The sequence below is a fragment of the Methanolapillus millepedarum genome (assembly GCF_032594115.1).
GTDB lineage: Archaea > Halobacteriota > Methanosarcinia > Methanosarcinales > Methanosarcinaceae > Methanolapillus > Methanolapillus millepedarum.
Map to the genome: position 1 here is coordinate 527,056 of NZ_CP131060.1, position 14,180 is coordinate 541,235.

12 protein-coding genes are annotated in these 14,180 nt (G+C 43.5%); 8 read left to right on the forward strand and 4 right to left on the reverse strand.

The annotated features are described in order from the left end of the window. Window positions 1-442: 442 nt before the first annotated feature. The 6 genes from MsAc7_RS02580 to ileS all read left to right on the forward strand — a co-directional run bounded on the left by MsAc7_RS02580 (window position 443) and on the right by ileS (window position 8,756). Window positions 443-2,311: a hypothetical protein gene (locus MsAc7_RS02580; protein ID WP_338103041.1), complete on the forward strand. Its 1,869-nt coding sequence runs from the start codon at window positions 443-445 to the stop codon at window positions 2,309-2,311. A 146-nt stretch (window positions 2,312-2,457) separates the two neighbouring features. Then, on the forward strand, window positions 2,458-3,234 hold the full coding sequence (locus MsAc7_RS02585; RefSeq protein WP_338103042.1) for an MTAP family purine nucleoside phosphorylase: 777 nt from the start codon (window positions 2,458-2,460) through the stop codon (window positions 3,232-3,234). A 212-nt stretch (window positions 3,235-3,446) separates the two neighbouring features. Continuing rightward, on the forward strand, window positions 3,447-4,574 hold the full coding sequence (locus tag MsAc7_RS02590) for an AAA family ATPase (protein ID WP_338103043.1): 1,128 nt from the start codon (window positions 3,447-3,449) through the stop codon (window positions 4,572-4,574). Between the two features lie 38 nt (window positions 4,575-4,612). Beyond that, window positions 4,613-4,888 (forward strand): hypothetical protein, encoded by a 276-nt coding sequence (locus MsAc7_RS02595; protein WP_338103044.1) that lies wholly within the window; start codon window positions 4,613-4,615, stop codon window positions 4,886-4,888. 222 nt (window positions 4,889-5,110) lie between these two features. Next, a complete protein-coding gene (locus MsAc7_RS02600; RefSeq protein WP_338103045.1) occupies window positions 5,111-5,365 on the forward strand; it encodes a hypothetical protein in 255 nt (84 codons plus the stop codon). 196 nt (window positions 5,366-5,561) lie between these two features. Further along, window positions 5,562-8,756 carry an isoleucine--tRNA ligase gene (gene ileS, locus MsAc7_RS02605; RefSeq protein ID WP_338103046.1) on the forward strand — a complete coding sequence of 1,065 codons (3,195 nt, stop codon included), beginning with the start codon at window positions 5,562-5,564 and terminating at the stop codon, window positions 8,754-8,756. A 22-nt stretch (window positions 8,757-8,778) separates the two neighbouring features. Here ileS and MsAc7_RS02610 read toward each other — a convergent pair whose 3' ends face one another. Beyond that, window positions 8,779-9,288 carry a hypothetical protein gene (locus MsAc7_RS02610; RefSeq protein WP_338103047.1) on the reverse strand — a complete coding sequence of 170 codons (510 nt, stop codon included), beginning with the start codon at window positions 9,286-9,288 and terminating at the stop codon, window positions 8,779-8,781. Window positions 9,289-9,468: 180 nt separating this feature from the next. Here MsAc7_RS02610 and MsAc7_RS02615 point away from each other — a divergent pair, with 180 nt between their 5' ends. Further along, entirely contained in the window at window positions 9,469-11,742 is a 2,274-nt protein-coding gene (locus MsAc7_RS02615) for a monovalent cation:proton antiporter family protein (RefSeq protein ID WP_338103048.1), read from the forward strand. Window positions 11,743-12,115: 373 nt separating this feature from the next. Beyond that, on the forward strand, window positions 12,116-12,718 hold the full coding sequence (locus tag MsAc7_RS02620) for an HdeD family acid-resistance protein (RefSeq protein ID WP_338103049.1): 603 nt from the start codon (window positions 12,116-12,118) through the stop codon (window positions 12,716-12,718). Window positions 12,719-12,927: 209 nt separating this feature from the next. Here MsAc7_RS02620 and MsAc7_RS02625 read toward each other — a convergent pair whose 3' ends face one another. The 3 genes from MsAc7_RS02625 to MsAc7_RS02635 all read right to left on the reverse strand — a co-directional run bounded on the left by MsAc7_RS02625 (window position 12,928) and on the right by MsAc7_RS02635 (window position 14,144). Next, a complete protein-coding gene (locus MsAc7_RS02625) occupies window positions 12,928-13,107 on the reverse strand; it encodes a hypothetical protein (RefSeq protein WP_338103050.1) in 180 nt (59 codons plus the stop codon). 181 nt (window positions 13,108-13,288) lie between these two features. Further along, complete coding sequence (locus tag MsAc7_RS02630; RefSeq protein ID WP_338103051.1) at window positions 13,289-13,462, reverse strand: preprotein translocase subunit Sec61beta; 174 nt, start codon at window positions 13,460-13,462, stop codon at window positions 13,289-13,291. A 187-nt stretch (window positions 13,463-13,649) separates the two neighbouring features. Next, complete coding sequence (locus MsAc7_RS02635; RefSeq protein WP_338103052.1) at window positions 13,650-14,144, reverse strand: 5' nucleotidase, NT5C type; 495 nt, start codon at window positions 14,142-14,144, stop codon at window positions 13,650-13,652. Window positions 14,145-14,180 lie beyond the last annotated feature (36 nt).

The window sequence follows — 14,180 nt, forward strand, 5'->3', positions numbered from 1 at the left end:
TGTAGCAATAAAAACGATGATCTGTAATCGAGACAAAAATAATAATTAAAAACGAAAACGACAAAGCATGGTTGTAAATTAAAAACGATAACGGGTCGTAATTTCAGATCTTTTGCGAGGAGAGGACTTACGTGGCGAATCCGTTAAAATTGTTTTTGAACCCATCATTCTTTTTAAATCATTTTATATTAACCGGCCATTTTGGCATTCGGATTATTCCCTTACACTGTTTTGATCGTCTTTCTATAACAAGGGTTATATACAATAAACAAATTATACGAATTATATAATTCTATATTTTCATGAATAAATTTATTCGTCATAAAATAGTAAATTATCTATTATTCGTCTTAAATAAAAATATTTTTTAATCAGTCTAACGAAGATTTAAATCATTTTCAAAAGACGTCTCATAATGTGTTTTTCAAACCAGAGAAATATCATGTCCGAAATACCTGTCCGAGAACATTTTCCGAAAATGATTCAATTGTTTTTCGTTTTCGTTCTTTTAAGCAGTTTGTTCTCTATTATGGGAACGGCTCAGGCAGATGTTTCTGTCGATCTTGAACCTTATTTTTTAGAAGGAACCCTTTCCGGCGGATCTGTTCCGAATGCAGCTTACGTTCCCCCTCTGAGTTTTTCGGAAACCATTTATACATCGGATTTGAACCAAATTTCTATTTTAACAAATTATCCGATTAATAGCGTTTATTATTTTATGTCAAACGACATCTCTTACAAAGAGTTTACGACCGGGGAGATCATTTCCCTGGCGAATAACACGATTACATTTTATGCCGGCCAATTTAATTATAACCCAAACAGCATCGTCGGCATAACCATTTATTACAATGATTCAACTGAAAAGTTCAAAACGTTCCGGTTTAAGGCTGTTATGACGTCGGACGGCAATAATCTGACCTTTGTTCCGTACGAGACCCAATCTTCCGGCGAATCGTATGTACATCATGATATCGGTTACTTCGATTCCAATTACTCTTCCATGTTGGCAGAAGACGGTCCGATTAATGCTGTTTATTTGTACGGGGCGGACAGCACCGGACATCACCAACTTCAATCATATTACTGGTACCGGTTGCCGGAATCATTTTCTGCCGACCCGATCCCAAAAGACGAATCATTGAGCACATACCATCCGGCATTTGAAGTGAACGTTAACCAATTGGAAAACTTAAACTCTTTCGATATTCACACTGTCTTTTTATGTTCCAACCATGATCGTGAAGTGAACGGAACGTTACCGGGATTTGTCGTTGACGGATGCGGTATATTTAGTATCATCAATATAACCGCGAACAACGCAACCTTTACCATCAGCAGTACGGATGGCAGCGGAACCATTATCAATAACACTCACGTTGATGAATTCGGTGCTTTAAAATGTTCCCTTAGCGAACATAAGCGCATGCTCACCGTTCATGTGGATTTGAAGTTCGCCGAGCCTTATTTGAATCCGGCTTTGAATGAACAGGAATACTTTTTAAAATTTAACCCGGGAAACGATTTTGAATCTTATACCGTTCCGTTTATTTTCAAATTTATTGAGCCCGGTGTCATCAATATTCCGATTCCTTCGGAGTTAACAAACGGAACGTATGTCGTCAATGTTCCGTCACTTGACGTGCCGGCCGGAAATCGGCAAACCCTTTCCGCCCTATCTTTTCCGAAAGAATTGGGAGATGCCTTAAAAGACAACCGGATGACCATTGACTTCAATGCAGGACAGGATGTTTTTTCAGGGTCCGGGATTCAAGTTGTTACCGGAAACACTGAATCTGTTGCTGTTTCATTTTTCGACATCAATTTTAAGAAAGAGATTAATTCCGCTTTAAAGGAGAACAATCTCACCGTTGGCTTGACTTTCAAGATTCCGAAGAAAATCGACGGCGAACACATTAATAAAAATGAGATCGTTATTTACCACAAAGTTCAATCCGGCGGCGATATTTTGTTTGAAAAATTGCCGATTCAAATCGATGATGTTTCTGACCCGGATTACTTCCTTGTAACCGCCGAAACATGCGGTTTTTCCCCGTTTGCTGCCATCTTGGTTCCTCAGGCAAGTAATTCCGGTTCAAGTTCGTCTTCCAACGCTGATCTTGGAGACAGAGCCTTGAATAATTCACAGGATAACAACAGCACACCGTCCCAAGTACAGCAGCCGGATCCAAAGCCGAATCCGATGAATACCATTGTTCACAAAATCAAAGGATATTTCTCCACGTTCTCTGTTTTGGTTGTCTTGATTTCCGGAATGGCGATGTGGAATTACTTAAGAAAATCAATTTGATTTTCATTTTCCCTTTATTTTTTATTTTTTCCCTTTATTTTTTATTCATTCTGTATTCATTTTCTCTTTATTTTTTCATCAATTTCATAATTCAGATACTTTTTTATGGGTTTACGCCTGTATTCTTTCATATTTTCGGTGTTATTATGAGTTTTAAAAGAGTTGCTTTAACAGTCATTGGCGGTGTCGGTTATGACAATATGTCGCTTTCCGATGCCCAAACAATTCAGACAAAACACGGCTCGGTCGAAGTCCATGTTTTAAATTTTGAGTCGATGGACGTTGCTTTGATTTCAAGGCATCAGGGAAAACGGCATGTTCCGCCGCACAAAGTAAATTATAAAGCGCTCATTGCCGCCGCTCAAAAAATCAAAGCGCCGGTTTTGGCTCTTAATTCCGTCGGGTCGATGAAGCCTGAACTTTCAGCCGGCCATTTTTTTGTTCCGAACGATTTTATCGATATGACAAAAACAAGAGAGGAAACATTTTTTGACAAAAAAACAGTGCATGTCGATATGTCCGACCCTTATTGCCGACACATTCGAAAGGTACTGACAACTCTTTTGTCGGGGAAAAAAATCCCGTTTTCGGAAGGCGTTTATGTTTGTACGGAAGGTCCCCGGTTTGAAACAAAAGCGGAAATTCGGATGTATGCACAGTTTTCGGATGTTGTCGGAATGACCGGTGTTCCGGAAGTTGTTTTGGCGAAAGAGGCGGGGTTGTGTTACGCGTCTCTCTGTTTAATTACAAATCCGGCCGCCGGACTGTGTGCGGATGTTCTGACGATTGACGACGTTCAAAAAGCGGTGGAGGAACGTCAAAGTGAAATCTTTGACATCCTTTTAAGTTTGGCAAAAAGTCTGAAAGTTAACTCCGAACACGACTGTTTTTGTCGAAAGTCCGTTCAAAACAGTGAGATTTAAATCTGAAAAGCGGCTTCTTTTACAAAAGCGGCTTCCTTTACAACCCGTTATTCTTACAACCATTTTGGTTTTGGGTCAAAATTTTATTCAGAAGGATTTAAATCTATGATAAAGGCTATGATTGACTATCATTTAAAATCTAAAATAAAAAATAAAAATCTTATAAAATTAATTCATGTTATTAAAATTCAAAATGAAGGAGGGCGATGAATATGCGTTCTGTTCAAAAATCAAATTCAAAAAAGAATATTGATGAGGGTTCCGGATGTGAAGGTTCGGGAACTGAATTTACACGCGAGGTCGTGTTAAAACCGGCCGGATACCCGCTCATCGGTCTCATTGATGATGACCCGTTTATTGAGGATTTGGATCTTTTCGAAGCTTACGTTCGCGAGCAATGGGAAGGTTTTGAAGTCCGAGAGGGCATGTTTCTTTTTGACCGCGATTTATTCAAAGGGTTTGCTTACCGTGTGGTTTCGGCCGACCCGGATGGTTTGGCCATCGGTCCGGATACGCGCGTTTTCATCGCGCCGTCCAAAAACGCGGCCGAACCCGAAGAGCGCCCGAAAACGTTGGTGTTGTTTGATGACATCATCGGCCAATCCGCCGCTAAAAAGAAATGCCGTCTCATTGAGCGTTATTTGGAAGACCCGGAAGCGTTTGGCAAATGGGCGCCCCGAAACGTTTTATTTTACGGACCGTCCGGAACCGGAAAAACCATGCTGGCCAAAGCTTTGGCTTCCAAAGCTGATGTGCCGATTATTCCAATTAAAGCAACGCAACTCATCGGCGAATTCGTCGGCGAAGGCGCCCGCCAGATTCATGACTTATACGACCGCGCCGAAGAAATGGCGCCCTGCATTATTTTCATCGATGAAATCGACGCGATTGCGCTGGACCGCAAATACCAAGAGCTTCGCGGCGACGTTGTTGAAATTGTGAACGCGCTCATTGCGGAAATGGACGGCCTTTCCGAAAGAAAAGGCGTTTGTACCATCGGATCCACGAACCGCGTCCATACGTTAGATTCCGCTGTCAGAAGCCGTTTTGAAGAAGAAATCGGTTTCGTTTTGCCAAACGCCGATGAAATCGAGCAGATTTTGCTCTCCAACCTGGCGACGTTTCCGCTTCCGGTTGACCCGAATTTCAATGTCAATCGGTTTGCAAAATCTGCCGGTGGCCTTTCCGGCCGGGATTTGACGGACAAAATCTTAAAGACGGCGCTCCACCGCGCGATTATCGATGATGAAAAAATGGTGGCCGCTTCGTTTTTTGAAGACGCGCTTTCCGAACTCAAAAAGTCCGATACGACGTCGGATTGTCAAAACCTTTATGCGTAATGAGGCTGTAAGCACTTAAAATATTTCAGAGGATTTTTATGGATCAAGTTGTTGAAATAACAGAAAACGACCGTTTCGACTGCGTCGTGGTCAACGTGATTAAAACCATGGCTTACAAAGGCGTCACGATCGAAGAACCGTTCTCAAGAGGCCGCGTCTATTTCGGAAAAGTGCCGGCGGATTTTGATGTGGAAATCGACGACGTTCTTTACATCGGCGCAAAGCCGCTGGGTGAAGAAAAAGATAAAGGCAGCATGGAAGTTTACCTTTACGACGAGAACGACAACAAGCTCGACTGGACTTTGATTTATTAAAAAAGTTCAATTTTTTTATTTTTCTGTTTTAAAAACCGGGGTTCGGTTTTGACGATTTTATGAAAAGCTGACGCCATAACGCGCGCGCCGGCGCAGCGCACATTATGAACAGTACAGCAGCACAGCATTCCGAAATTGCCCCGCAAGTTCGGACCTCTGAACGCCGAAGGCGTGAAGAGGGCTGAACTTGGCGGATTGTCACAAAAATAAAACGGACGTCGGATGCTCTGTAATTTGGTTTCCGATTGCACCGGCGGTTTCTATTTTACAGTTTGCACCGGCGGTTTCTATTTTCCGATTGCATTTTGTGACAATCCGCAGTCTGATATTTTCGTCCGCTTCGCTTCCGAAAATATCCGCCTGCGTATTTCCTCCGGAATGTGGCTGCTGTATGAACCCGTTCTGTCTTTGCTGCTGTCTGCTGCCGCCGGCAAAATCCCCCCGTTTTTGATTCAAAAACAAAAAATTATCCGCTGATATTTCTTGAATCGAATCAAAAATGTGTCCGCAATGCGCACGCAACCGCCCGCCGCAAAAATCGAAATTAAACCGTTGAGAAATCTATTTTTATAGGATGGAAATGTTTTAAAAACCACAGGTTATTAGTAAAATCAGTTTGTTTACCATTCATTTCATTCATTGATTCATTATTCATTTAGGGGAGATTTTTCGGATGTTGCAAGAAATTTCGGATAAATACGATACGGAAAAGATTGAGCAAGAGGTTCATCAATTCTGGCGGGAAAACGACGCTTATTTAAAAACGCGTGAAAGCCGCCGCCTCGGTAAAAAGTTCTTTTTCGTAGACGGGCCGCCGTACACAACCGGACACATTCATTTGGGAACAGCCTGGAACAAAGTCATCAAAGATTCCGTTCTGCGTTACCGGTCCATGAACGGCGACAATGTCACCGACCGGCCGGGCTGGGACATGCACGGCCTTCCGATTGAAGTCAAAGTGGAAGAAAAATTAGGATTCCAATCGAAAAAAGACATCGAAGAATTCGGCGTCGGTAACTTTATTCAGGAATGTAAAGCGTTTGCCATCGAAAAGAAAGGATCGATGACAGAACAATTCAAACGCCTCGGCGTGTGGATGGACTGGGACGACCCGTACATGACGCTCAAAGACGAATATATCGAATCGGCGTGGTGGGTCACGCAAAAAGCGCATGAGAAAGACCTTCTTGAAGTCGGAAAACGCGTCGTCAACTGGTGTCCGCGCTGCGAAACCGCGATTGCCGATTCCGAAGTCGAATACGCCGACCGCGACGACCCGTCCATTTTCGTGAAATTCCCGATCAAAGGACAGGAAAAAACGTATTTGGTCATTTGGACAACAACGCCATGGACCATTCCGTCCAACGTTGCCGTCGCTGTTCATCCGGATTTTGAATACGCCGTCGTGTCAGCGGTCAATCAAAACGATGAAAAAGAAACCTTAATCTTTGCGGCCGACACCGTTCCCGCCGTTTTGAAGAAAGGCAAATACAAATCCTTTGAGATTCTTGAGAAAAAATCGGGAACACAAGTTGCGGGACTCGAATATGAAAGCCCGCTGGCCGGCGAAATTCCGATTCAAAAAGGCATGGATCACGCCGTTTATTTGGCGGATTACGTCACTGCCGACAACACCGGCTGCGTTCACATCGCGCCCGGGCATGGTCTTGACGACTTTAACGTCGGTGCCAAATACGGTCTTCCGATTTTCTGTCCGGTCGGACCGAGCGGTGCCTACACCAAAGAGGCCGGAAAGTATGCCGGCATGAACATCCGGGCGGCGAACGACGTTGTGATTGACGATTTGAAATCCAAAAATTTGCTTCTGTCCGCCGGCAAAATCAACCACCGGTACGGCCACTGCTGGCGCTGTAAAACGCCGATTATCTTTTTGGCAACCGAACAGTGGTTCATTGATATCGTTAAAATTAAACAGCAAATGCTGGACGCCGTCGCGAACGACGTGGATTGGTATCCGGATTGGGCCGGCTCCGCTCGTTTTAAAGACTGGATCGAAGGCGCCCGCGACTGGTGCGTTTCCCGCCAGCGTTACTGGGGCATTCCGATTCCGATTTGGACTTGTCCGGACTGTAAAAAGCGGACCGTTATCGGAACCAAAAAAGAATTGATTGAAAAAGCCGGTCTTTCCGGCGACATCGAACTTCACCGCCCGTATGTGGACGATGTGAAAATTCCGTGTTCGTGCGGCAGCCCAATGGTCCGCACAAAAGACGTCTTTGACGTTTGGTTTGATTCGGCAATGGCATCCTTTGCGACGCTGGGTTTCCCGGCGAAAACCGACAAATTTGACCAACTGTGGCCGGCGGACTTCATTGCCGAAGGACACGACCAAACCCGCGGGTGGTTCTACTCGCAGTTGGGCGCGTCGATGGTGGCTTTTGGAAAAACGCCGTACAAAAGCGTTCTCATGCACGGATTTACCCTGGACAGCAACAGCAAAAAGATGTCCAAGAGCCTCGGAAATGTGGTGACGCCCGATGAAGTCATTGAAAAATTCGGCGCCGATACCTTGCGCGCTTATGTTTTGTCATCAAGCGCTCCCTGGGACGATTTGAAATTCAACTGGGAAGAAGTGGCGACGGTCAGCCGGACGCTCAACATTCTGTGGAACGTGTATAAATTCCCACTTCCCTATATGATTTTGGACAACTTCAACCCGGCAGACTATCCGGTTGAAAAAATGAAAGAACACATGCGCGAAGAAGACAAATGGATTTTATCGCGCCTTCAAACCACTGTTTCGGAAATGACGAAAGCGATGGATGAAAAAATGCTTCACAAGGCCGTCCGGAGCGCGCTGGATTTCATTTTGGAAGACCTGTCCCGCTGGTATATTCAGCTCATCCGCCCGCGCACGTGGACAGAGGAAGGCAGCCATGAAAAGAACATGGACAAATTGGCGGTCTACAGCGTTCTTTACGAAACGTATGTGACGTTAGCCAAAGCGGTCGCGCCGTTTATGCCGTATTTGGCCGAAGCGATTTACCAAAATTTGGTGCGAAATACAAATCCGGCGGCTCCTCTTTCGGTTCACATGACCGATTGGCCGAAAGTTAAAACGGAATTTGAGGACCCTGTGTTGGAAAAGCACATGGACATCGTTCGAACCGTTGTCGAAGCGTCGTCCAACGCCCGCCAAAAGGCCGGACGAAAGCTCCGCTGGCCGATTTCAAAGATTGTGGTCGCGCCCAAAAATGACGATATCAAAACCGCGCTCAGCCGTCTTCGGGATGTCTTTTTGGAGCAAACCAATTCCAAAGACGTCGTTGTGATCGGCATCGGCGAAGAGTGGAAAGAACTTGACGTTCAAATGACGCCGAACCAAAGCGTTCTCGGGCCGAAATTCAAGCAGGACGCCAAAAAGGTGGCCGACGCCTTGAATGAAGCCGGTGCCAAATCCCTGAAGGATGCTTTCGCTTGTGTTGAGGAAATGGAGCTCACGCTTGAAAACGGAACCGTGGTCGTTGTCACAAAAGACATGTGCGTCTTTGAAGAGCTCGTTCCGAAAGGAATCGCCGGCGCAGAATCCAATGCCGGCATGGTGTATGTGGACGCCCGGCTCACACCCGAACTTGAAGCTGAAGGCTACGGACGCGAAGTCATTCGCCGCATTCAGGATATGAGAAAAGAGTTGGATTTGGCCGTTGACGAACTGATTGACGCTGACATCCAAATCAAAGACGGAAGGGTTTTGTCGCTTGTCAAAAAAATGTCGGGCGAAATCGCGTCGGAAGTCCGCGCCAAAAACTTAACGCTCGGCGATAAATCCGCATTTGGAGAACTCGTCAAAGATTGGGATGTTGAAGGCGTTTTGATGAATATCGGAATTTCGACAACGAAATCCTGATATTCATTTTTTTGATTTTTATTCATTTCTTTTTTGATTTATTACAAATAATTCCAATCGCTGCTAATGAAAGGATTGCAGTTGGCGCAACAAATCCGGGCATTTCATTTTTTTCAGGAGCGGGCATGGAAGCATTTTGTGCCCGCGGTTCTCTTATTATTCGGATCGGGATATCTTCCAGCCCGTTTCTTTGGCCGACTTCCGTGACGATATTGACCATTTCATCCAAGTCTTCTTCCGGAATTTCACAGTCCATGCAAGCGCCAATGAGAAAATATCCGTTGGTACTGGGTCCGTATCCGTTTGATAAATAATGCAGATATGGGTCCAGTAAATGCTTTTCTGAGATTTCATCTGTTACGTTCACAAGGAGAGGCCAGTAAATTTTTGCTTCTTCGGCAGTCGGTGGTTTTCCGGATTCACGAAGGAGGATCGGATCTTTAAAATTTTGTTCATCTGAGTTCGCAGCGGAAAATGCCGTCAATATGAATAGTAAACATATTGTTACCAATAATATTTTTATGGCTTTCATTTTTCCTCCATCAAATGCGAATTTAACTGTGTATTTTTATTTATTTAATATTAAACAATTTACTATTTAATACTGTCCTAATGTCAAAATTATTCAAATAATTATTTCTGTCAACAAAATAGAAATCCGCTTCAAATCAACAATTATTTAAATCATAAATCTGTAAAAAACTTAGATAAAATGTCCGGACTCGCCCCACTTATTGCTGATTTGGCCTTGATTTTGATTGCGGCCGGTGCGATCACCTTGATTTTCAAATGGTTGAAGCAACCCCTTGTTCTCGGTTACGTCGTCGCCGGACTGCTCATCAGCCAACATTTCGGTTTCTTCCCGTCCGTTTCCGACATGGAAAACGTGACGCTGTGGGCAGACATCGGTGTCATTTTCTTATTGTTCGGACTCGGTCTTGAATTCAGTTTTAAAAAGCTCATGAAAGTGGGCGGCTCGGCCTCGATTACGGCCATTACGGAAGTCATTTCCATGCTGGTCATCGGTTATGTCGTCGGCTACTTTTTGGGCTGGTCGCACATTGACAGCATTTTCTTGGGCGGAATGCTGGCCATGTCGTCAACGACGATCATTATCAAAGCGTTTGACGACTTGAACTTGCGGGCGCAGAAGTTTACCAACATCGTTTTCGGCGTTCTTGTCGTTGAAGACTTGGTCGCGATTCTCATGTTGGTTTTGCTGCCGACACTCGCCATCAGTCAAACATCAGTCGGCATCGAAATGATCGAAAGCTTCGGAAGCCTTGTTTTCTTCCTCGCGCTGTGGTTTGTTTTCGGCATTTTCCTGCTCCCGATATTCTTTAAATACATGCGCAAATTCATGAATGACGAAACCCTTTTGATTGTTTCAATCGGCTTGTGTCTCGGCATGGTCGTTCTCGCCAACAAAACCGGGTTTTCATCCGCGCTTGGCGCTTTCATCATGGGATCGATTCTGGCGGAAACCATCGACGGCGAAAAGATTGAGCATTTGACAAAACCGGTCAAAGATCTCTTCGGCGCGATTTTCTTCGTCTCGGTCGGCATGATGGTCGACCCGGCGATGCTGGTTACGTATGCGGGCCCGATTATTATTGTGACGTTGGCGACCTATTTCGGAAAAATGATTTTTTCCAGCTTGGGCGTTCTCATTTCCGGGCAAAATTTGAAAGTGTCCATGCAATCCGGATTTTCGCTCGCGCAAATCGGCGAATTCGCGTTCATTATTGCGGCTCTTGGTCTGAGTTTGGGCGTGACGAGCGACTTTTTGTATCCGGTCGTCGTCGCCGTGTCGGTCATCACGACTTTTACGACGCCGTACACGATTAAAGTGTCCGAACCGTCTTACAATTTGCTGAAGAAACTGCTGCCGGAAAGAGTCATGGTCTTTTTGGACAATTTCGGCGCCGGAAGCCAAACCGTCAACCGGCAAAGCGATTGGCGTAAAGTTCTCAAATCCAACGTGATGGTCATTTTGATTTACTCCGTTATGCTGGTATTCATTTCCGTGGCGTCCGTTCGTTATATTTTGCCGTTCTTAAAATCGGAAATTCCGGGTTCATGGAGTTCCGTGATTGCCGTCGCCGCCACGCTTCTTTTGATGGCGCCCTTTTTAAGCGCGCTTTTGGTGAGCAAACTCAAAACGCCGGCTTTTTTGACGCTTTGGAACGACAGAAAGTTCAATCGCGGACCGTTGTTTTTCATTGTTCTTGTCCGGATTACGCTCGCCGCGTTTTTCGTCGCTTATGTGGTTTTCAGCGAATTTACAACGCAAATCGGCATTGTCATCATTTTGACGATTTTTGTCATCATCGTTGCACTTTTTTCAAAAACGCTCCGTACTCAATACGCGCATCTTGAAAAGCAGTTCATGACAAATTTGAACGCCAAAAGTTTCAGCAAACTCAAAAAAGAGGATAAAAACGTTGCTCAAAGCCTGATGGCGCAAAACGTTCACCTGGGGACATTTGACATCATCGCCGACTCTGTCGTTGCCGGAAAAACGCTTTCCGAACTCAATTTCCGGGAAAAATACGGCGTCAGTATCGTATCTATTATCCGCGCCGGCGAACGCCATAACATCCCCCGGGGAACCGACCGGTTATATCCGGCGGACCAGATTGTGGTTCTCGGAACGGACGAGCAGATGGAACTCTTTAAAAAAGATATTGAAGGACATGCCGAAACGCCCGCCAAAAAAGAAGATGAAGTGGTGCTGGAACAATTTGTCGTTGACGAAAATTCTTACCTCGTCGGAAAAACGATCAGCCAGTGTGTTATTCGAGATGTTTCCAGCTGTTTGGTGGTCGGCGTTGACCGCGACGACGAATCGATTATGCACCCGAAAGCGTCTTTTGAGTTCCATGAAGGCGACGTCGTTTGGGTGGTCGGCGAACGCGCCAACATTCGGTCTTTGTCAAAGACTTGCGCGATGAATCCGGACGAAAACGGAAACGCAAATTCTTGATTTCATTGAAGTTCTTTTTTTATTTTTACTATTTTATTTGGTTTCTCGTTTTTTCCTTTTTTTATTTTCATTATTTTATTTGGTTTCTCGTTTTTTCCTTTTTTTATTTTCATTATTTTATTTGGTTTATCGTTGTTTTTCCTTTTTTTATTTTCATTCTCTTTCCATTTTCATTTTCTATTCTTCCGACTTTTAAAAATCAGATTCGATTTTAATAAAAATATATATATAGAAGCTTCTCATAATATATTCTGCAATTTATAATTGCAAAGAGATTAAAATTATCTTAAAAACAGAAGCGAATTCCTTTGTTTCTGTTTCGTTCGTTTTCGTAAAAAATAAAATTGTTATACTTATCCAAAAAGGTGAATACATGGAAACACTTGTTGAGGAAGTTACAACCACCGTCAGACACTGGTGGATTGTGCTTTTGGAAGCTTTACTCTTTATTGTCGCGGGTTTTATCTTCTTATTTTACCCGTTTGAATCCTACACAATTTCATTCTTAACCATTGATATTGTGATCAGCGTTCTTTTGGTTGTTATCGGTGTTCTTGAAATCGCATTTGCGTTCACCACCCGAAACATTTTCGGAAGCTGGGTTTGGGGCTGTGTCCTCGGTCTTTTGACGCTCCTCATCGGTTTGATTTTAATCTTTAACCCCCACATCACCGAAATCATTTTGCCGTACATTCTGGCGATTTGGATTTTGATTGAAGGTATCAGCATGATCGGAACAGCCATTGACATGAAAGACACCAAACAAGGCGGCTGGATTTGGGTTTGCCTCGGCGGTATCTTGGTCATCCTGCTTGGCATCATCATCATCTTCAACTTCCAGTTGGCTGTCTTGACCTTCGTCTACTGGGTCGGATTCTCCTTCCTCTTTGCCGGAATTACGGACGCGTTCGTGTCTTACAAACTCTATAAGGCAAAGAAATTCATCAAAAAGACAACCGTCATTGAAGGCGCTTAATCTTTAAAATGAATAAATGAATTTGAAAATAATTCGGACATGATTCGAATAAAATAATTGAATCGCCGCCGGTTGAAAAACCGGCGGCTTTTTTTATTGATTTTTTTTGGAGTTTTGAGTCATAACATGAAAAAGAGATTTTCCGATCCATTTTTGCTACTTTATGTTTATATGATAACAATATGGATCATCTTGAAAGGCACAATATTTCATTCAGATGCATATCCTTCGGCCTTTTTCTTACATAATTTAATGTAATCGTTGATGTTTAATTCTCCGGTCAATATTTTTCGGCCTTGCATTTCTTGTTCTTTGGAAATAGCAAATCCTTCAATTTCCATGATTTTTCTTGAATTAGATAAAATTTGATTCATTTTGATTTCGTCCATGAAATCAACTCCATTATGCTAAGTGATTTAATTATATTTAAATAATAAGTTCATGAATTGCTTAAAATAAATATGCGGCCACAGCAATACAAGACGAAAGAATAAAAATTTAAAAAATAAGAGACAAAAGAAAAAGAAGTAAAAAACAAAACAAAAAGAAAAACGGATAAACTTTATCCGTTTATTTAAGCGGCCAGGTGCCGTAGAAATAAGAAATCGCTAAAACAATGAGCGCAATGACAATACCCGCGATTAAGACATATTGCGGCTTGATTGTAATTGATTTTTTGTCCGCGTCGTAGTATCTCATGAGTCCGGCGGAGGACTGAAGACCGTTTCCTTTATTTTTTGCCATAATTACCGTTCCTGAATCATAAATTTAAAGTCAATAAAATTGGAATAGAGTTACTTCATACAGTCTGTTCTTATATAAACATTTAGACAAAATATTCCGCGGATTCAATATAAACTTTGTGAAATTTATCATTTTGCCGGTTGGAGTTGAGGAAGTTGCTTTATGATTGATTTTGATTTGTTTTGTGTTATTTCCGTTCCAGCAAATATTCTCGAATAATTGCCCAATCCGGAAACTTTTCCGACCCGAACTGGATCCATTCGCCTTCAAACTCGGACGCGCCGTTTTTGCTTCGGTCGTCCACCAAAAAATCGCCTTTGTTTAAGTTTTTGTGATGCGTCAAAATCAACCGCTTGTAAGCGCCCTCATTCAGCCATTTTTTAACCCAAAGAAGTTTGTCCGACCAGGCGGTTTCGTTTTCCCACGGAGCGGTTGATAAGATGTAAACATCAAAATGACGGCACAGCTCGCCAAAACTTTCAACGGCGCCGGGCATTGGCTTTGGCAATAAGAATATGCCCGGAATTTCGTCATAAGTGGACGGGATTCCGGCTTTTTTATCGCCTTTTCTTTGCCGGCGCGTTTCTTCATCCAATTGCTCTATCGCGGATTCGAGATCGACAAGAACATTGTCCATGTCAATGTAGAGGATTTTTTGGGGCCGTTCATCTTTTTCTGTCATAAGTACCCGCTCAACCATTTCTTAAAGATTTAATTG